The organism is Micromonospora sp. NPDC049274 (assembly GCF_040678875.1).
Classification (GTDB): domain Bacteria; phylum Actinomycetota; class Actinomycetes; order Mycobacteriales; family Micromonosporaceae; genus Micromonospora.
Window position 1 is genome coordinate 88,474 of sequence record NZ_JBFAQS010000009.1, and the last position, 18,844, is coordinate 107,317.

General features: G+C 72.0%; 17 protein-coding genes. 11 read left to right on the plus strand and 6 right to left on the minus strand.

Annotation, left to right across the window (positions count from 1 at the left end; all coding sequences use genetic code 11):
* Position 1: 1 nt before the first annotated feature.
* The 5 genes from AB0K10_RS18555 to AB0K10_RS18575 all read left to right on the plus strand — a co-directional run bounded on the left by AB0K10_RS18555 (position 2) and on the right by AB0K10_RS18575 (position 6,769).
* A complete protein-coding gene (locus tag AB0K10_RS18555; RefSeq protein WP_363684927.1) occupies positions 2-919 on the plus strand; it encodes a sugar ABC transporter permease in 918 nt (305 codons plus the stop codon).
* Entirely contained in the window at positions 919-1,740 is an 822-nt protein-coding gene (locus AB0K10_RS18560; protein WP_007455012.1) for a carbohydrate ABC transporter permease, read from the plus strand. Before AB0K10_RS18555 ends, AB0K10_RS18560 begins: the two co-directional genes overlap by 1 nt.
* Positions 1,737-3,824: an alpha-galactosidase gene (locus AB0K10_RS18565; protein WP_363684929.1), complete on the plus strand. Its 2,088-nt coding sequence runs from the start codon at positions 1,737-1,739 to the stop codon at positions 3,822-3,824. The genes AB0K10_RS18560 and AB0K10_RS18565 overlap by 4 nt, the downstream gene beginning before the upstream one ends.
* A gap of 46 nt (positions 3,825-3,870) precedes the next feature.
* The gene (locus tag AB0K10_RS18570) at positions 3,871-6,126 is read left to right on the plus strand and encodes a glycoside hydrolase family 27 protein (protein ID WP_363684931.1); all 2,256 of its coding nucleotides are present in this window, start codon (positions 3,871-3,873) and stop codon (positions 6,124-6,126) included.
* Positions 6,127-6,238: 112 nt separating this feature from the next.
* Positions 6,239-6,769, plus strand: coding sequence for a GNAT family N-acetyltransferase (locus AB0K10_RS18575; RefSeq protein WP_363684933.1), 531 nt, complete (start codon positions 6,239-6,241; stop codon positions 6,767-6,769).
* A gap of 258 nt (positions 6,770-7,027) precedes the next feature.
* Here AB0K10_RS18575 and AB0K10_RS18580 read toward each other — a convergent pair whose 3' ends face one another.
* Together AB0K10_RS18580 and AB0K10_RS18585 are read right to left on the minus strand one after the other, a co-directional pair.
* A complete protein-coding gene (locus AB0K10_RS18580; protein ID WP_363684935.1) occupies positions 7,028-8,278 on the minus strand; it encodes a DUF222 domain-containing protein in 1,251 nt (416 codons plus the stop codon).
* A 423-nt stretch (positions 8,279-8,701) separates the two neighbouring features.
* Positions 8,702-9,181: a helix-turn-helix domain-containing protein gene (locus AB0K10_RS18585; protein WP_363684937.1), complete on the minus strand. Its 480-nt coding sequence runs from the start codon at positions 9,179-9,181 to the stop codon at positions 8,702-8,704.
* A gap of 273 nt (positions 9,182-9,454) precedes the next feature.
* On the opposite strand from AB0K10_RS18585, the gene AB0K10_RS18590 reads away from it, so the two are divergent.
* Positions 9,455-10,924, plus strand: a complete 1,470-nt coding sequence (locus AB0K10_RS18590) for an MFS transporter (RefSeq protein ID WP_363684939.1) — start codon at positions 9,455-9,457, stop codon at positions 10,922-10,924.
* Positions 10,925-11,150: 226 nt separating this feature from the next.
* Here the strand turns inward: AB0K10_RS18590 and AB0K10_RS18595 are convergent, their stop codons facing one another.
* Positions 11,151-12,017 (minus strand): oxidoreductase, encoded by an 867-nt coding sequence (locus AB0K10_RS18595; RefSeq protein ID WP_363684941.1) that lies wholly within the window; start codon positions 12,015-12,017, stop codon positions 11,151-11,153.
* Between the two features lie 155 nt (positions 12,018-12,172).
* Here AB0K10_RS18595 and AB0K10_RS18600 point away from each other — a divergent pair, with 155 nt between their 5' ends.
* The 3 genes from AB0K10_RS18600 to AB0K10_RS18610 all read left to right on the plus strand — a co-directional run bounded on the left by AB0K10_RS18600 (position 12,173) and on the right by AB0K10_RS18610 (position 14,775).
* Positions 12,173-13,054, plus strand: coding sequence for a helix-turn-helix transcriptional regulator (locus AB0K10_RS18600; RefSeq protein WP_363684943.1), 882 nt, complete (start codon positions 12,173-12,175; stop codon positions 13,052-13,054).
* Positions 13,055-13,105: 51 nt separating this feature from the next.
* Positions 13,106-13,648, plus strand: a complete 543-nt coding sequence (locus AB0K10_RS18605) for a TetR/AcrR family transcriptional regulator (RefSeq protein ID WP_363684945.1) — start codon at positions 13,106-13,108, stop codon at positions 13,646-13,648.
* A 95-nt stretch (positions 13,649-13,743) separates the two neighbouring features.
* A complete protein-coding gene (locus tag AB0K10_RS18610) occupies positions 13,744-14,775 on the plus strand; it encodes a medium chain dehydrogenase/reductase family protein (RefSeq protein ID WP_363684947.1) in 1,032 nt (343 codons plus the stop codon).
* Positions 14,776-14,782: 7 nt separating this feature from the next.
* On the opposite strand, the gene AB0K10_RS18615 is transcribed toward AB0K10_RS18610, so the two are convergent.
* From AB0K10_RS18615 to AB0K10_RS18625, 3 genes are all read right to left on the minus strand, one after another.
* Positions 14,783-15,958: a low temperature requirement protein A gene (locus AB0K10_RS18615; RefSeq protein WP_363684949.1), complete on the minus strand. Its 1,176-nt coding sequence runs from the start codon at positions 15,956-15,958 to the stop codon at positions 14,783-14,785.
* Between the two features lie 96 nt (positions 15,959-16,054).
* The gene (locus tag AB0K10_RS18620) at positions 16,055-16,582 is read right to left on the minus strand and encodes a DUF5994 family protein (protein WP_363684951.1); all 528 of its coding nucleotides are present in this window, start codon (positions 16,580-16,582) and stop codon (positions 16,055-16,057) included.
* 3 nt (positions 16,583-16,585) lie between these two features.
* Positions 16,586-16,867 carry a lipopolysaccharide assembly protein LapA domain-containing protein gene (locus AB0K10_RS18625; RefSeq protein WP_363684953.1) on the minus strand — a complete coding sequence of 94 codons (282 nt, stop codon included), beginning with the start codon at positions 16,865-16,867 and terminating at the stop codon, positions 16,586-16,588.
* Positions 16,868-17,543: 676 nt separating this feature from the next.
* On the opposite strand from AB0K10_RS18625, the gene AB0K10_RS18630 reads away from it, so the two are divergent.
* Both AB0K10_RS18630 and AB0K10_RS18635 read left to right on the plus strand, forming a co-directional pair.
* Positions 17,544-17,717 (plus strand): hypothetical protein, encoded by a 174-nt coding sequence (locus AB0K10_RS18630; RefSeq protein WP_363684955.1) that lies wholly within the window; start codon positions 17,544-17,546, stop codon positions 17,715-17,717.
* On the plus strand, positions 17,714-18,769 hold the full coding sequence (locus AB0K10_RS18635; RefSeq protein WP_363684957.1) for a glycosyltransferase family 4 protein: 1,056 nt from the start codon (positions 17,714-17,716) through the stop codon (positions 18,767-18,769). The genes AB0K10_RS18630 and AB0K10_RS18635 overlap by 4 nt, the downstream gene beginning before the upstream one ends.
* Positions 18,770-18,844 lie beyond the last annotated feature (75 nt).

Sequence of the window (18,844 nt, forward strand, 5' to 3'; positions counted from 1 at the left end):
CGTGACAGCAACGATCTCCACGACTTCGGTCACCCCCACCCGACGGCGGCGACGGTCGGCCCGACTGTCGCCGCTGCTGGTGGCGTTCGTCCTGGTGCCGTTCGCGGTCGAGAGCATCTGGGTGTTCTGGCCGGCGCTCCAGGGCTTCTGGTTCTCGCTCACCCGCTGGGACGGGATGTCGCCGCCGGCCTTCGTCGGCACCGACAACTACGTCGAGCTGGCCGGCGACGCCACCTTCCGCGGCGCGCTGATCAACACGGTCATCTGGCTGGTGCTCTTCGGCGGTCTGTCCGTGCTGGGTGGCTTCGGCATGGCGCTGGTGTTGCAGAAGGAGCGACGCGGCGTCGGCTTCTACCGGGCCGCGCTGTTCACCCCGGTCGTGTTCTCGCTGGTGGTGACCGCGCTGGTCTGGCGGGTGTTCTACCAACCCGACGGCATCGCCGACACGATCCTGCGCGCCGTCGGGCTGGAGAGCCTGATCCGGCCCTGGCTCGCCGACCCGCAGACCGCCCTGTACGCGGTGATCCTGCCTGCCCTGTGGCGGCAGATCGGGTACGTCATGGTGCTGTTCCTGGCCGGCCTGAAGGCCATCGACCCGGCGCTGCACGAGGCCGCCCGAATGGACGGCGCCAACTCCTGGCAGCGGCTGCGGCACGTGACCATTCCCCAGCTCAAGGGGGTCAACGCGGTGGTGCTCTCGGTCATCGTGATCGACTCGCTGCGCTCCTTCGACATCGTCTGGTCGCTCACCAAGGGCGGCCCGTACCACTCGTCGGAGCTCCTGAGCACCTACATGTACTCGACCGCGTTCCAGAGCCTGCGGCTGGGCTATGCCTCCGCCATCGCCGTCGTGATCTTCGTGCTCGCGCTGGCGGTCATCCTCGGCTACCTGGTCCGCGCGTTCCGGGAGGAAGCGTGATGAACAAGCTCCGTACCGGGGCCTTCCACACCGGCATGATCCTGCTGTCGCTGCTCTGGCTGGGTCCGGTGCTCTGGGTCGTGGTGATGTCGACCCGGTCGTTCGACGACATCGCCGCGCACGGGGTGGGCAGCCTGCCCCGGTCGTTCACCCTGGACACGTACCGGCAGGCGTGGACCGACGGCGGCGAGCTGCGGGCGCTGATCAACAGCATGGTGGTGACCGTCCCGTCGGTGGTGCTGAGCCTCGGGCTCGCGGCGATGGCGGCGTTCGCGCTGAGTCGGTTCCGGATCCCCGGGCGGCGGACGATCCTGCTGTTGATGCTCGCCGGCAACCTGCTGCCACCGCAGATCCTGCTCATCCCGGTGGCGAAGTTCAGCGAGCTGACCGGCCTGTACGACACGCTCTGGGCGCTGATCGCGGTGCAGGTCGGCTTCGGGCTCGGCTTCTACACGTTCGTCCTGCACGGGTTCATGCGGGACCTGCCGGGCGAGATCCAGGAGGCGGCCACCATCGACGGCGCCGGCACGGCCCAGATCTTCACGAGGGTGATGCTGCCGCTGACCCGTCCCGCGCTGGCCGCCCTCGGCGCGCTCTCCTTCACGTGGATCTTCAACGACCTGCTGTGGGCGATCACCGTGCTGCGGACCGACGACAACATGCCTGTCACCCCGGCGCTGCTCGGCCTGCAGGGGCAGTTCGTCTCGTCCTGGAACGTCATCGCCGCAGGCACGGTCATCGCGGCCGTTCCCACAGTCGCGGTGTTCCTACGCTTCCAGCGGCACTTCGTCTCCGGTCTGGCGCTCGGAGCGGTCAAGTGACCGCCGCTACCGGGCAGCGCTGGACGCTGCGCGGCGCGCACACCGAGTACACAGTCACCGTGCCCGCGCACGGGCGCTGGCTGGAGCTGGTCGCGTGGGGGCCGCACGGCGTCTCCGACGGGCCGTCACCTGTCGCCTACGACGGCCCGGTGCCGTTCCTCACCGCCGGGGACGCTGCCCCCATCGAGTACGCCACCGACGCCGACCGCCCGTTCACGGGCGCCGACCTGGTGATCGAGACCGTGGACGGGAAGCGCCGGGTCGGCTTCGTGCACACCGACGCGCGGATCGACGCCTACCAGCGGGAGCTGGCCGTCGACTTCGTCGACCCGGTGACCCGGCTGCGCGCCACCGTGCACTACCGCGTGCCCGAGGGCACCGATGTGGTGCAGCGCTGGGTCGAGCTGAGCAACGACGGCACCGACGAGCTGCGGGTGGTCCGCGCCGGCTCGGGCGGGTTCTGCGTACCGACGCCGCACGGCGCGCTGCTCAGCCACCAGTGGGGGCAGTGGTCGCAGGAGTTCCAGCTCTCCCACGTCGAGCTGGGACACGGCACGTTCGGCATCGGCAGCTCCCAGGGCGTACCCGGGCACCTGCACGTGCCCTGGCTGGCCGTCCGCGACACCGCCGGGCCGGCCGGCCCGGCCTGGGGCATCGCGCTGGCCTGGACCGGCTCGTGGGAGATCCGCGCCGAGCGGGACACCGGCGGCCTGACCCGGGTACGGGCCGGCCGTCAACTGGTCGACGGTCCGCTGGAACTGGCCGCTGGCGAGCGGCTGAGCCTGCCGGTGGTCACCGGCGCGTACAGCCCGGACGGCCTGGACGGTCTGGCCCGGGTCTGGCACACCCACCAGCGACTGCTGGCCGGAGACCGGCTCACCGACCGCCCGGTGCTCTACAACTCGTGGGAGGCCACCTACTTCGCCGTCGAGGCGCAGAGTCAGTTGGCGCTCGCCCGGATCGCCGCCGAGCTGGGCGTGGAGACGTTCGTGGTGGACGACGGCTGGTTCGTCGGCCGGAACGACGACACGGCCGGCCTGGGCGACTGGACGCCCGACCCGGCCAAGTTCCCCGCCGGGTTCGACACGTTCATCGCCGAGGTCCGCGCGCTCGGGCTGAACTTCGGGCTCTGGGTGGAGCCGGAGTGCGTCAACCCGAAGTCGACCCTGTACGCCGAACACCCGGACTGGGTGTACGCCGTGGACGGCCGACCGCTCACCCCGGTCCGCAACCAGTACCTGCTCGACCTGGGCCGACCCGAGGTCGCCGAATTCGTCCACTCCACGGTGGACGGGCTGCTGCGCCGGTACGACATCGACTACCTGAAGTGGGACTTCAACAGGCCGCGTACCGAGCCGGGTCGCCCCGGCGGGGTCGGCCCGCTCGACCTGGACGGCGCGCACGTCGCCAACCTGCACCGGATCTTCGAGCGGCTGCGCCGGGACCACCCCGACGTGCTGATCGAGGCGTGTGCCGGCGGCGGCGGACGGACCGACCTGGCGATGGCCGCCCGCGCCGACGTCTTCTGGCCCAGCGACAACACGGGCCCGCTGGACCGGCTGGCCATCCAGTACGGCTTCCTGCACGCCAACGCCCCGCACCTGCTCAGCTCCTGGGTCACCGACGCGCCCGGCCTGTTCGATCCCCGCCCGCGAACGCTGGGGTTCCGCTTCGTGCTGGCGATGGCCGGCGTGCTCGGCATCGGCGCGGACATCCGGGCGTGGACTCCCGCCGAGCGGGCCGAGGCGGCCGGCTGGATCGCCCGTTACAAGGAGATCCGCGAGATCGTCACGCGCGGCGAGGTGCACCTGATCGGCGGCCCCGACCAGGCCCGCTGCGCGGTGCAGTACACCGCTCCGGACCAGCGTCGGGTGGTCGTGCTGGCCTGGCACACCGGCCGGCTCGACGGCGCGGGCCTGCTTCCGTCACGCCCGGTCCGGCTGCCACTGCGCGGCCTCGACCCGGCGGCCCGCTACTCCGACGGCGAGCGGCACTACTCCGGCAGCCACCTCGGCGGCGTCGGCCTGCCCGTGCAGTGGAGCGCGACCCACGACGCCGACCTCATCGTGCTGACCCGCGACTGAGGCCGGAGCACCACCACCCCCACCCCCGAGGGACAGGAGTACCTCCATGCGCCTGAACCGACCGCTGACCGCTGCCCTGGCCGTACTCGGCCTGGGCCTGGCCAGCCCCGCGCCGGCCATGGCCGGCGCGCCCCACGATGGCCCGCAGGCCGGCCCACCCCAGGCCGGTTCGCCGCAGGCCGGCCCACCCCAGGCTGGTCACGGTCCCGGTCGCCCCGGCCACACGCCGGCCAGCGCCGGAGCCGAGGACCAGGGCGCGCCCACGTTCTTCGACAGTGGGCTCGCCCCGACGCCCTACCAGGGCTGGAACACCTACTTCGGCCTCGGTGGCGACCCCACCGAGGCCGAAGTCAGGTCGGTCACCGACCACATGGTCCGCAGTGGCCTGCGCGACGCCGGCTACACGTACGTCTGGATCGACGGCAACTGGGCCGCGCCCACCCCGCGCAACGAGGCCGGTCAGCTCGTCGCCGACCCGGCCCGCTTCCCGGGCGGGATGGCCGCGCTGGCCGCGTACATCCACAGCATGGGGATGAAGGCCGGCATCTACACCGACGCCGGCCCGTACCTGCCGGGGCAGTGTGGGCTCGGCAGCAACGGCCACTACCAGGCCGACATCGCGCAGTTCGCCGGCTGGGGCTTCGACGCCCTCAAGGCCGACTGGCTGTGCGGGCGTGCCGCCGGTCTCGACCCGGAGGCCACGTTCCGCGAGCTGGCGCAGGCGGTACGCCAGTCGCCTCGGCCGATGCTGCTCAACATCTGCAACCCGGTCAGCTCGGACTGGGGTGGCGGCCCGTACACCCCGGAGCAGCTCTCCACGTGGAGCTACACGTACGCGCCGACCATCGCCGACTCGTGGCGAACGTACACCGACGTGGGCCTCACCGACCCGAGCCCGCAGTGGGCGTACCCGTGGGTGCTGCGCAACATGGACGTCAACGCCTACCACCCGGCGGCCACCGGGCCAGGGCACTACAACGACCCGGACTACCTGCTGCCGATGCGACCGCTGCCCGACGGCGGGTACGAGCTGAGCCTGGAGGAGTCCAAGACGCAGCTCGGCATGTGGGCCATCATGGCCGCCCCGCTGGTGATCGGCTCCGACCCGCGCGGCCTGCCGAATGAGATGATCTCGGCGCTGACCAACCCGGAGATCGTCGCGGTGGACCAGGACCCGCTGGTCCGACAGGGCGTCAAGGTCGCCGACACCGGCACCGACGCGCAGGTGTGGAGCAAGGTGCTCACCGGGCCCGGCAAGCGGGCGGTCGCGCTGCTCAACAGGCACGACTCCGCCCAGCAGATCACGGTGACCTTCGCCGACGTAGCGCTCGGCGGATCGGTCCGCGTTCGTGACCTGTGGGCCCGCGCCGACGTGGACGCCCAGCCGGGCACGCCCGGTGTGCAGCCGTTCACCGGCTCGTACACCGTCGAGGTCCCGGCGCACGGCGTGGCCATGCTCGGCCTCACCGGCACCGACCAGGTCGCCGGCGCCAGTCTCGGCGGCACCGCCAGCGCCAGCCCCGCGCTGGTCCGGATGGACGACATGCACGCCACGGCCTTCGTCCGCGACGCGCAGGGCGCGCTGGCGGTCAACACCCGATCCGGTACGACGTGGGGGACCGGGTGGACCTCGCTCGGCGGCCCGGTCGGCGGTCGGATCCTCGGCCAGCCGGCCGCGTACGCCTCGGCGAACGGGCGGATCGACGTGTTCGTCCGCGGCACCGACAACGCCGCCTGGCAGCGCAGTTACGTCGCCGGTACGTGGGGGCCGTGGCAGAGCCTCGGCGGCACGCTTACCGACGGGCCGACGGTGGCGTGGACCAGCCCGACGCAGTGGACGCTCGTCGTCCGAGGTGCCGACGGCAAGCTCTGGTCGCGTACCCCGACCGGCGGCTGGAGCGGCATCGGCGCTCCCGACGACCGACCGATCTACGGCCGGCCGAGCGCTGTCGTCGACGACGCCGGTGTGCTGCACGTGGCCGTGCGCAGCCGCACCGACGAGGTGTGGTGGCGCAGCCGGACCGGCGCCACCTGGTCGGCCTGGACCAATCTGGGCGGCACCACAAGCGGCAGCCCGACGCTGCTCGCCACCGCCGGGCGGGTCTACCTGTTCGCGCTGGCCGCCGACAACCGGCTGTGGCAGCGCAACCTGACCGACGGGGCATGGGGCGGCTGGTTCCGTCGCGGCGAGTTCGCCACCGACGCGTTCCGGGGCGCTCCGGGGGCCGCCGCGGGCACCAACGGCAGCGCCTGGCTGGCCGTGCGTGGCGCGGACGACCGCGTACACCAGATCGTCCTCTGATCCGCGGGTGGCGGGCGGCCGACCGGCGGCCCGCCACCCGCAATCGGCCCCAAGTCGTCCCGGCCTCGGCCACGGCCACGGCCACGGCCACGGCCACGATTAGAGTTTCGCCATGGACGACACCATTCGTGGCGTACGGATCAGACGCGGTGGTCCGGCTGATGCACCCGCCGTCCTGAACATGCTCGACTCCGCGGTGCTCTGGATGAACGCTCGCGGCAACACCGAGCAGTGGGGCACGACACCGTTCTCGGAGAAGCCCGGCGGGGTCGAGATGGTCGATCGCTACCTGACCGAGAACCTTCCGTACATCGCGGAGCTGGACGGCACGCCCGCCGCCGTCCTGGTGTTGGACTCCGGGCCTGCTCCACAGGCACCGATCGCACCTGCGGAAGAACCCGAGCGGTACGTCCGCCTGCTGGTCTCCGACCGACGATTCGCCGGTCGGCACCTCGGGTCGGCCCTGCTGGCACACGCCGTGGAAGAGACCCGGCGAGCCGGCGTGCGGTTGCTGCGGGTCGACTGCTGGGCGGGCGGCGGTGGCGAGTTGGTGGCCTTCTACGAGCGCCACGGGTTCACGGCCACCGAAACCTTCCAAGCGGGAGCCTGGCCGGGGCAGGTGCTGGCCCAGCGGGTCTGCTGACCGGCACGTCCCCGCCGCACGCTCGGGCAGCTCCGACGTCGGTCCCAAGACGTCCATCCGGTACGTGGTCTGCGGTCAGGGCCCAGTGGGTCCCGGGTCTGCGCTCGGTGGGGTTCGGTGCATGCGCTCGCTGGGTCCCGGGTTTGCGCTTGATGGGTCCCGCGGCTGCGCTCGGTGGTCCGGTCGCGCCTTTGCGAATTCCTCGGCAGTGTGCACCGGGAATGCCGTGAGCAGCAGGAAGGTGGCGGGGCACCGGGGCTATGTGCGGCGGTGGTATTGGTTGCGGCGGGGGAGTTGGTCGGGGTCGAGCCAGGCGGGTGGGGTGAACTCGGGGCGGCCGTCGCCGGCCAGTCGCACCGTCCAATCGCTGTGGTGGATGTGCCGGTGGTGATGGCCGCAGAGCAGGACGGCGTTCGCAAGGCTGGTGTCGCCGCCGTCGGCCCAGTGGTGGATGTGGTGGGCGTCGCACCAGCGTGGTGGGCGGTCGCAGCCGGGGAAGGCGCAGCCACGGTCGCGGAGAACGAGTGCCCGGCGGAGTGCCCCGGTGATGAGCCGACGTTGGCGGCCGACGTCGAGGACCTGGCCGGCGCCGCCGAGGACGGCGGGCAGGACGGCGGCGTCGCAGGCGAGCCGGCGGACCGTTGCCGGGGTCAGCCCGAGGCCGGTGTCCAGTGTGCCCGCGTCGAGCTGTCCCACGAGGCCGTCGAAGCTGGTGGTGACGACGAGCTGGGCGACCTCACCGCCGTGTTCGGGCAGCTCGCCGGTGCGCAGGGTGAGCCGGCAGAGGTCGGCGAAGGCATCGTGTCGGCGTTGCCCGGGGGAACGGTGGTCATCGGGACCTGACGGCGCGGTCAGGGGGTCGATGGCGGCGCGCAGCAGGCCGGCGGTTTCGGTGTCGAGGATGCCTGTGAGTCGGAGGCGGCCGTCGGTGAGAGTGGACAGAGTGACGTGGCGGTCGCGGGCGGCTCGGCGTGCCTCGGCCTCCAACGCGGTCTTCGCGGCGGCGTCGGCGACCTCCGGTGCGACATGGTCGAGGATTCGCAGGCTCAGCTTGCGGAGCAGCGTCGGGTCGAACTGCCCGGCCCATTCCACGAGTACGCCCACCGCCTTGTCGGCGACCGCCGCGCCGGCGGTGCTCCGCACGGTGTCGACGGTGTCGGTGATGACCCGGGCCTGATCGAGCGTGATGTCGGCATCGGCCAGCGCCTGCCGTACTCCCGGGTTGCCGGTGTCGAGCGCGGCGGCGAGGTCGACGAGGCGACGGGCGGTGGGAACGGTCAGGCGCAGTCGTTCACGGAGCCACACCGCCGTGGAGGACGCGCCCTGCGCGGTGGGTATGCCTCGGCCGTCCAGCTCGCGAATGAGCGAGAGTTTGACGGCGGCGAGGCGTTGCTCCAGGCGGTGAGCCGCGTCGAGCGCGGCGACGAGCTCGTCCTCGGGGAGAGCCCAGGCGGCGGTGTCGGCGCACGCTGTGACCGCACCTTCCGCCTGCGTCAACTCCTCCACCATGACCCGAGAATAGAACAGGTGTACGACACTTCCAGTCGCCAAGATCGATCGATCTTCAGCGCTGGCCGGCCTGCTCGCGGTGCCCGGCCCGCCCGGATCTGTCGGCCTGCTCGCAGCGCCTGGCCCGCCCGCAGCGCCCGGCGCCCGGAGTTGTCGGCGCGGTGCCCGGCTCGCAGGCAGCGCCCGGCTTCCGGAGCTGTCGGTCTGCTCGCGGCGCCCGGCCCGGCAGCGGCGCCCGGCCCGGCAGCGGCGCCCGGCCCGGCAGCGGCGCCCTGGCCGCCTGCAGCCGTCGGACCGTCGAGAGCCGTTGAGGGCCGTCAGGAGCCGTTGGACCGTCGGGAGCCGTCGGCCCGCCGGGTGCTGCCGGATCATCCGGACCGCCGGGGCGCGGCGCACCGTCGGCGGTTGGCTGGTACCCGGGTGTCAGTCGCGGCGGATCAGACCTGGCCCGGCGGTGATGTCGATGTCGCCGCTCTCGATGTCGTGTCCGGCCGCGCAGCGGAGTACGGCACGGACCGGTTCGCCACAGTCGTGGTGGGTGGCGAGGATGCCGGGGCCGGCTTCGTCGGCGCTCCAGGTGTCGCCCCAGTTGCGCAGTGCGGTGATGACCGGCAGCAGTTCGTGGCCCTTGCGGGTGAGTTGGTACTCGTGGCGGGTGCGCTGTCCCGGCTCCCGGTAGGGAATTCGTTCGAGCAGGCCGGCGGCGACCATGTCCTTGAGGCGGGCCGCCATGGCGGGCTCGCCGACCCCGACCCGCTGGACGAAGTCGTCGAACCGGCGCGTGCCGAGCAGCGCCTCGCGCAGGATCAGGATCGTCGAACGGCTGCCCACGATGTCCATCGCCCGTGCGACGGAGCAGTTCTCCATCGACCAGGAGTCGCGGTCGTCCCGTAGGTCCTCCATGCCAACCAGCCTACCTGACTTGCTCCGAGGCTAGCCAGGTGATTCACTGGGACGCTGCTGACTTTCGCAAAGGCAAGCCAGCAGACTCCAACCCGAGGACGCCTTGTGACCACCAACAGCACGGCCCCGACCGGACCAGCCAACGCAACCCCGACCGGACCAGCCAACGCAACCCCGACCGGACCAGCCAACGCAACCCCGACCGGGCCAGCCAACGCAACCCCGACCGGGCCGGCCGTCACCACCCGTACGTCCGTTCGCGGCTCCCGGCCGGTGACTCTGATCGCCATGTGTCTCGGCGCGATGATCACCTTCCTGCAGATCACCGCGACGGTCTCCGCCCTGACCACCATCCAGGCCGACCTTCGGGTCGATCCGACCACCGTGATCTGGATCCCCAGCGCCTACACCCTGGTCGTCGCGAGCCTGGTGCTGTCCGCCTCGACCCTGGGAAACCGTTACGGGCGCAGGCGCATGTTCGGAGCCGGCGTCGTCGCGATGATCGTCGGCGGCGCTGTGGTGGCCAGCGCACCCACTGTGGCCTGGGTGATCGTCGGTCAGCTGGTCGCGGGCCTCGGCGGCGCCCTGATCCTGCCGAACAGCCTGGCGATCCTCGGTGCCACGTTCACCGACCCGCACCGCCGTACCGAGGTCATCACCGCCTGGTCGGCAGCCTCCGGTATCGGCCTGGCGATCGGCCCACTCATCGCCGGCATGCTGCTGCGTCACCATTCGTGGCACAGCGTCTACCTGTCGGTGATCGTGCTGGGCGTGGTCACCCTCGTCGTCGCCGCGATCGGGGTGGTCGAATCGCGGCCCAGCGCCGGACGACTCGACCTGCCCGGTCTGCTGCTCGGCACCGTCGCCATCGCCGCAGCCGTCTACGCCATGATTCAGGGCGGACGCGACGGCTATGCCAGCCCTGTGGTGGGGACCGCCTGGGTCGTCTCGGCCGTCGCGCTTGTCACGTTCGTCCTGGTCGAGCTGCGGAGCAACAACCCGATGCTGGACGTACGGCTGTTCCGCTCGGCGTCGTTCAGCGCCGTCATGGTCGTCGCCGCGGTGTCGCTGTTCGGCTTCACCGGCGTGGCGATCCTGCTCGTCCTCTTCCATGAGCGCGCCCAGGCGCTCAGCCCGCTGGACACCGGCTGGCGGATGCTTGTGCTCTTCGGTGCGTATGTGCTTGTGGCCTTCGCCGCCGGCCGGACCATCCGACGCACCGGGTTCAAGGCGCCACTCAGCGTCGGCCTGGTGCTCGGCGCGGTGGCCAGCTTCGGGCTGGCGGCGCAGGGGCCGACCACGACGTTCGGGCACCGCTGGGCGTTGTTCGCGTTGTTCGGCGCCGCCAGCGGGCTGGTGGTGGCCCCGGCGACTGCCGCGGCGTTGGCCAGCGTGGCGCCCGCCCAGGCCGGCATGGCCGCCGGCGCGGTCAACGCCTCCCGTCAGGTCGGCTCGGTGCTGGGAACGTCCCTGCTGGGCACGCTGCTCACCACCACGATGCTGGCCGACCTGCCCGACCGTCTCGCCGCACACCAGGTCGGCGAGCCCACCCGTACCGCCGTGCAGGCGGCGGTGGCCGCCGGCGCGACCGGCGATCAGCCGCTGCCCGATCCGGTCCGGGCGGCGCTCGCCGAGGCCATGACCTCCGGAGTCCAGGCCGGCCTGCGGATCAGCGGCATCGTCTTCCTGGTCACCGCCGTGCTCGCGCTCACCCTCATCCGCAACCGCCCGCACCAGCACTAGGGCCGCCCCCGGCGCCGGCCCCAAGGCCCGGGCCCGCCAGCAGCGGGACCAGGGCCGAGCCGGCGACGGCACCGGGATCCGCGGCCCGCGCCGGCACGGGGTGACAGCCGCGCACGGCCCGGCCCCGGTGCCGGTGGGCGGCGGTCAGCCGCGCACAGCCCGGCCCCGGTGCCGGTGGGCGGCGGTCAGCCGCGCACGGCCCGGCCCCGGTGCCGGTGGGCTGCGGTCAGCCGCCGATGGCGTCCAACTCCGCGATCGCGTCGGCCGGCAGCGTCAGGTCGGCCGCGGCGAGGTTCTCCCGCAGGTGTGCCAGCGTCGAGGTGCCCGGGATCAGGGCGGTCGTGGGGGAGCGCTGCAGCAGCCAGGCCAGGGCGACCTGCTGTGGCGAGGCGCCCACCCGGGTGGCCACGTCGTTGAGGATGTCGGACTGCAACGGCGTGAATCCGCCGAGCGGGAAGAACGCGGCGAACGCGATGTTCTCCGCCGCGCACCTGTCCACCAGGGCGTCGTCCTGCCGGTTCGCGAGGTTGTAGAGGTTCTGCACGGTGACCACCGGGGCGATGGCCTGGGCCTCGGTGAGCTGGGCGAGCGTGACGTTGCTGAGCCCGAGGTGCCGGATCAGTCCCTCCTGCCGCAACTCGGCGAGGGCGCCGAACTGCTCGGACAGGGGATCGTCGCCGGTGCCCTCCGCCACACCGACCCGCAGGTTGACCACGTCGAGGACGTCCAGGCCGAGGTGTTGCAGGTTGTCCCGGACCTGGGCCTTCAGCTCGTCCGGCTGCAACGCCGGGATCCAGGAACGGTCGGCGCCGCGGCGCGCGCCGACCTTGGTGACCAGGTGCAGATCCTCGGGGTACGGGTGCAGGGCCTCGCGGATCAGCTCGTTCACCACCACCGGGCCGTAGAAGTCGCTGGTGTCGATGTGTCGGACGCCCCGGTCGACGGCCTCGCGCAGCACGGCGAGGGCCTGCGCACGATCGCGCGGCGGGCCGAAGACGCCGGGGCCGGCGAGCTGCATCGCCCCGTAGCCCATCCGGCTCAGGGTGAGGCCGTCGGCGGGGGTCAGGGAGCCGCCAGGAAGGTTGTCGCTCATGTCGTTCCTCTATCCGTTGTCGTCGTGGATATGCGGCGGTCCGAAGATCGGCCTGCGACAACTGTCCGTCGACATCCGTCGGACCGGCAGGGCGAGGCGTTCCTGGTAGTGACACGGCCAGTCACCGGGCGGTGGGGCGATCTACCGTCAGAGGCATGGACGCCACCAACCAGCTCGGCGACTTTCTGCGTGCGCGGCGGGAACAGGTCCGGCCCGAGGACGTCGGTCTCGGCCCGGGCGTCGGCCTGCGCCGGGTTCCTGGCCTGCGCCGGGAGGAGGTGGCGATGCTGGCCGGCATCAGCGCCGACTACTACCTGCGGTTGGAGCAGGGCCGTGAGCGGCATCCGTCGGTGCAGGTCCTCGACGCGCTCGCCGGGGTACTCCAACTGGACCCGGAGGCCACCGCGTACATGATCGGGTTGACACGTCCGCGGTCGCGCCGGGCGGTCCGGCCGGCCGTCGAGCGGGTGCCGGCCAGTGTCCTGCACCTGGTGCGCGAGCTCCCGATGCCGGCCTTCGTGCAGAACCGCTATCTCGACATTCTGGCGTCGAATCGAATGGCGAGGGCGCTGTCGCCGAACCTCGCTCCGGGTGCCAACCGGCTCCGCGCGGTGTTCCTGGACGCGGCGGAACGGGAGTTGTTCCGGGACTGGCGGCAGGCGATGCAGAGCGTGGTGGGGCAGATGCGCGCCGACTCGGCCGGGGACGCCGACGACCCGCGACTGACGGCGCTGGTGGGTGAGTTGTCGCTCAAGAGCGACTGTTTCCGCCAGCTGTGGGCCCGGCACGAGGTGCGGCGGCGCGAGGGTGTGGTGAGTCGGCTGCACCACCCCGAGGTGGGTGATCTCGACCTGTACTGCGACAAGCTCGCGGTCGCCGGCGCCGAGGGGCAGCTCCTGGTGATCTACCACGCCGAGCCCGGCACGGAGTCGGCACGGTCGTTGGCGCTGCTCGGCTCGATCGCGGCCAGCACGCCGGACGCCGGCGCGGACAGCCTCCGGGCCGGCGATCCCGCACGCCTGTATCCGCTGGAGTGAGAGCGGCCCGTGAGGTTGACGGAGGATGTTTGTGAGTGCACACTTACAAACATGCGATCCACCGCCGAGGCCCGCCGAGCCACCGTTCTGAACGCCGCCGTGTCGGCGTTCGCGCGAACCGGCTTCCACGCCACCCCGGTCACCGCCGTGGCGGCCGCCGCCGGCATCTCCGAGGCGTACGTCTTCCGGCTCTTCGCCGGGAAGCTCGGGCTGTTCGTGGCGGCGGCCGGGGCGTGCTTCGAGCGGATCGTCGTGGCGCTCGAAGCCGGGGCGGAGCGTGCCGGCGACGCCGGACCGGAGGAGGTCCTGGAGGCGATGGGCGACGCCTACGCCGAGCTGATCGCCGACCGCGATCTCCTGCTGTTCCAGGTGCAGGCGCAGGCCGTCACGGACGTCCCCGAGGTCGCCGAGGCGGTGCGGGCCGGCTACAAGCGGGTCGCCACCTTCGTGCGGAGTCGGTCCGGCGCCAGCGACGCGCAGGTGCAGCAGTTCTTCGCGTACGGCCAGCTCTGCCACCTGATCGTGACCGCCGGCCTGGAGCAGGTGCCCGAGCCGTGGGCCCGTGCGCTTACCGCAGGCATCCGCCACCCCTGACCCCCCGTTCGCACCGATCGGGCCGCTTCCCGGCGGCCCACTTTTTCCGGCGACCATGTGTGTGAGTGCACACTTACAAACTGAGGAGAACAGAGATGACGAACGACCGGATGATCACCGAAGTGGTACTGCCCGGCGTGGTCGAGCCGGACGGACTCCAGGTCAACAGACGTGCCATGCCCGTGCCCGCCGCGGGGCAGGCGCTCATCGAGGTCGAGGCCACCGGCATCTCGTTCGCCGAGCAGCAGATGCACCATGCTCTCTACCCCGGCCAGCCGAAGTTTCCGTTCGTGCCCGGCTACGACCTCGTCGGCACGGTGCGGGCGGTGGGACCGGGCGGCGACGACGCGCTGATCGGCACCCGGGTCGCGGCGGTCACCAAGACCGGTGCCTGGGCCACCTACGCGCTTGTCGACATTGACGCCCTGACCCCCGTACCCGCGGGTCTGGACCCCGCGGCGGCCGAGACCGTCGTCGTCAACGGGGTGACCGCCTGGCAGATGCTGCGGGACGCCGACCTGGAGGCCGGCCAGACCATCCTCGTGCACGGCGCGAACGGCGGCGTCGGGACCGTACTCGTCCAACTCGGCCGTCACCTCGGCCTGCGGGTCATCGGCACCGCCGCCGCACGGCACCACGCCGGGCTGCGCGAACTCGGCGTCGAACCGCTCGACTACCGCGACCCGGAAATGGCCGCCCGCATCCGCGAGCTGTCGCCGGGTGGCGTTGACGCCGTCTTCGACCCGGTCGCCGGCCCGGGCGTACGCACCTCGTACGCCCTGCTCGCTCCCGGCGGAAAGCTAATCGTCTACGGCAACGCCGCCGCCGTGGGCACCGGGCAGTCGGTCGCCTGGGTTTTCGTGAAGCTGCTCGCTCGCCTCTACACCTGGAACGCCCTGCCGAACGGTCACCGGGTCGGGTTCTACAACTTCTGGTCCGGCCGCCGCATCCGCCCCACGGCGTTCTGGCGTCGACTGCGTACCGACCTCGGCACCGTGCTCGATCTGCTGCGGCAGGGCGTGATCGTGCCGCAGATCGCCGCCCGTTACCCGCTCACCGAGGTCTCCGCCGCGCTGGCCTTCGCCGAGGCCCGCACCCGGCCGGGCAAGGTCGTGCTGGAGCCCTGACCGTCCCTCATGTCGAGGGCGCGGGGGCCTCCGGCGGGTGGCCGCGCGCGCGGATGCCGTCCGCGACCGCTACCCCGGCCAGGACGAGGGCGGCGACGAGACCGGACACCAACGCGGGTGTACGCACCAGAGCGGGTCCCGCGACCACCAGCACGAGCAGAGCGACCGACCGGGACGGTGAAACCCGGCTGAACACCTCGTACTCGAATCGGGCGCGACCGGCCAGGAACAGCGCGGGTCCGCCGAGGAGGACAACGGCCAGCCAGGGCGTGGTGGACGCGGTGGGGTGGGCGATGACGACCTCGAAGCCGGTCGCCGTCGGAACCACTCCGGCCACCATGAGCAGATGGGTGTTGGGGGCCGACCGCACGAATCCGCCGGGGTCGCGGGAGGACTCGATAGCGGCCTGTAGAAGGGCCCCGGCGCGGTGGACGTAGATCTGCCACAACAGCACGGTGGCGGCGAAGGCCACAACGAGCGCGACCGTACGGGTCGCCGTCACACCGTTGTCGGCGTAGGTCAACGTGGTGACGAGGACGAGATCACCGAGGGCGAGGGTGAAGAACTGCTGATAGCGCTCTGCCAGATGATCGGCTGCCACCGAGTACTGGAGCGTGGGCAGCCGGCCGAGTCGCGGCGTCGGGTATCGAAGCCAGGCCGCCCCGTAGTCGATACCGAGCGCGGCAGCCCACAGCAGGGCTCGCGCCGGGCCCGCCACGAATCCGCCGGCCAGCCAGGGCGCGGCAGACACGGCGAACCAGAAGATGAGCCGGTTGGCGGGCGCCGCGCGACCGCGCAGCGCGGCGACGAGGAGGACGCCACGTCCCACCTGGACGGCCACGTATGCGCCCGCGAAGAGGAGGGCGTGCTCGGCGAAGGCGCCGGGCAGTGAGCCAGCCAGCAGGATGGTCCCGAGCATTACCCAGAGCGTCGTGAGGAAGACGGGAGGTCTCTGCGCGTGGGAGAGCTCGGTTGCCAGCGCGGTGGCCGACCAGATCCACCAGATCGCCATCAGCACCAACGCGGTCTGCGCGACCCCGACCCAGTCGAGACGCTGCGCCAGAGTGCGCGAGGCCAGGGCGAGCGCGGCGACGAAGACCAGATCGAGGAAGAGTTCCAGCAGGGTAGCCCGCTGGGGCCCCTCGTCCCTGCGGGTCAGGCCCACCGCTCGGTCGGTCGTCATCAGGTGCCCGTCCAGTGGCTTCGGGACCTTGATGCTAGTGAGATATCACTGTCAGTTCCGGCAAAGCCGCAGGTCAGCCCCTATCGGGCGGCTGGCTCAACGCCGCTGCGCAGGAGAGCCGGTGCTACCGCCCTCGTTGTCCCAGACCGCGTACCGACAGGCGGTCGTCGCCGATGGACCCGGACTCTGCGCGGTGGCCAGGATGACCGGCGCTCGCCTGCGGTTGGCCGGGTCCGCGGCGGTGGTCATCGCCCGCGCGGCTGCCTCCGGCTCGGTGGCGGGCGGCACCACGAGCAGGTCGATCTGGTCGTCCCTGCCCGTGGTGGCGACCAGCACGGCAGGGTCGAGGGTGTCGAACCAGCCGATGTGCACCACGTGCGGTCCGACGGTCAACCGATGGATCCGGCTGTCCCAGGCGCGGATGTTGAGCATGAGATGCCGGATCCGACCATGCCGCTCGACCAGGGCGCCGACAAGTCCGGGGAGTTCGGCGGCCGCGTCCCACGATCGTGGCCACCAGGCGCCGTCGAGCACCGTCCGTCCTCGAACGGTGGCGAGGACGAGCCGAGGGGCGGTCGGGGTCGGGACGGAGTTCGGGGCGGCCCGTCGCGCGATGGCGGGCATGACTCAGCCGTCCTGGCGGGGCGTCGGCGGCGCCGGGGCGACGCCGGTCCTCGACAGGGGAACAGAGCCGGACGAGGGCCATCCAGGTGGGGGCGTCGAGGAACGGCGACTGCGCAGCCTGAGCTGGAGGATCCGGGCAGTGCCGGGCAGGGCGACGAGGAGGACGCCGATCACGGCCGCGAGCAGCAGCGCCACGCCGGTGGGCAGGGCCGAGTGCGTCCCGAGGAAGGACACCTCGGTCTGCTGCCCGTTCTGCAGTACGAAGATCAGAAGCAGGAGGAGCATGACCGCGAAAACCACGGCGACGATCCACAGTTCGCCGACCCGCGATCGCTTAACCGCGAGCCGGACGGGGGCCGGGCGAGAATCGGTGGGGCCCTCGTGACCGTTGTTGGTGGAGGGTTGGATGGGTCTGTTCGGGGGTGCGGTCATGACGAGCCGCCGCCTTCCGATGGGTGCCCGGCACGGCTGACTGCCAGCGTGCGAGCTGAGGGCGGGCCGTCGACAGACCGTCGCGGCCCGGCGAGCCGGTGCGGGGGAAGGGGCCGGCCAGCGGTGCCACGCGAAGTCGGCGACCGGGTCGAATGGGTGTGCGGCGGCGAGTACTTCGAGCGTACGCCGCCCTGACCGGCTCCACCGTTCAGGCGACCGCCGACTGGTGGCGCGGCCGGTGCGTGTGCAGCCGTACAGGTCGGGGCGTAGGCTGGGGATGTCGCCCGGGGCCTCCGGTGGCCGCCGGATGTCGCCGCCACCAGCCCGTCAGGGGCGTTATCGATCGTCATCGCCACCGCTGCGGCGTGCTGATCGTCCTGGTCGTTATCGACCACAGCCCGCCAGTCGGATTTCACCGGTCACCGCACATTCGGGTCCCCGATGACGGCAGCGAAGGCATCCCACCCGCGCTTTCACACCGCCGTCCAGGCGCGTCACAGGTCCGGACGGCTCAACCAGGGAGCACCAGATGAGGATCGCCAAGCACAGGATCGTCAGCGCGCTACGCGATCGAGGCCAGCAGGCCCGGGCCGACTGGGTCGAGCGTGAGCTGCCGGATCGCGTCGACCCGGCCAAGCACTCCGGGCTGCTCGCCACCCTGCACCTCGACCCAGCCGACCTCGCCGACGCGCCGTCTCCGTGAGGATTGCGCTGCTCGGGCCGGTCGCCTGGCGTACGCCCCCGCACCACTACGGTCCCTGGGAGCAGGTGACCGGCCTGCTCGCCGAAGGCCTGGTCAGCCGCGGCGTGGACGTGACGCTCTTCGCGACGCTTGACTCGGTCACCTCCGCCCGGCTCGACGGCGTCGCCCCCCGGGGGTACGCGGACGACCCGATCCTGGACGGCCGGGTGTGGGAGGCGATGCACGTCTCCCACGCGTTCGCCCGCTCGGCGGAGTTCGACCTGGTGCACAGCCACCTCGACTGGCTGCCGCTGGCGTTCGCGGAGCACTGTCACGCTCCACTGCTCACCACAGTGCACGGCTTCTCCGGGGCCGGGATCCTGCCCGCCTACGCCCGAGCCCGCTCGTCGTACGTGTCGATCTCCGACGCCGACCGGGCGCCGGAGCTCGACTACGTCGCCACTGTCCACCACGGCGTCGACGTCGGCGGGCTGCCCTTCACCGGCGACGCCGGTCCGGGACTGGCCGCATTCGGCCGCATCCACCCCGACAAGGGCACCCACACCGCTATCGAGATCGCCCGCCGCGCCGGCCGACCCCTGACCATCTGCGGCATCGTGCAGGACGAGCGGTACTTCATCGAGCAGGTGGCGCCGCACATCGACGGGGAGCGCGTCGTCTTCCTCGGCTCGGTCGGCCCGCGCCGACGCGCCGAGGTGCTGGGCGCCAGCACCGCCCTGCTGCATCCGATCGCGTTCGACGAACCGTTCGGGCTGTCGGTGGTGGAGTCGATGGTCTGCGGCACGCCTGTCGTCGCGTACGCCCGGGGATCCATGCCGGAGGTCGTCGACGAGGGCGTCACCGGGTGCCTCGTCCACACCGTCGAGCAGGCCGTCGACGCGGTGACGCAGGCCGCCGGCCTCGACCGGGCCGCCTGCCGGGACCGGGCCCGGCAACGCTTCGACGCGGACCGGATGGTCAGCGACTACCTCGCCGTCTACGACCACCTCGTCGGCCGCGTCGCCGCACCCGTCGAGCGGCAGGTCGTTCCCGACCAGGCGACAGTGGTCTGACGGCCCACCCGTAGCTGATCACCCCCCGAACACGTTCCGCCGGTCACACACGCTGACCGACGTGCGCCGTCACCG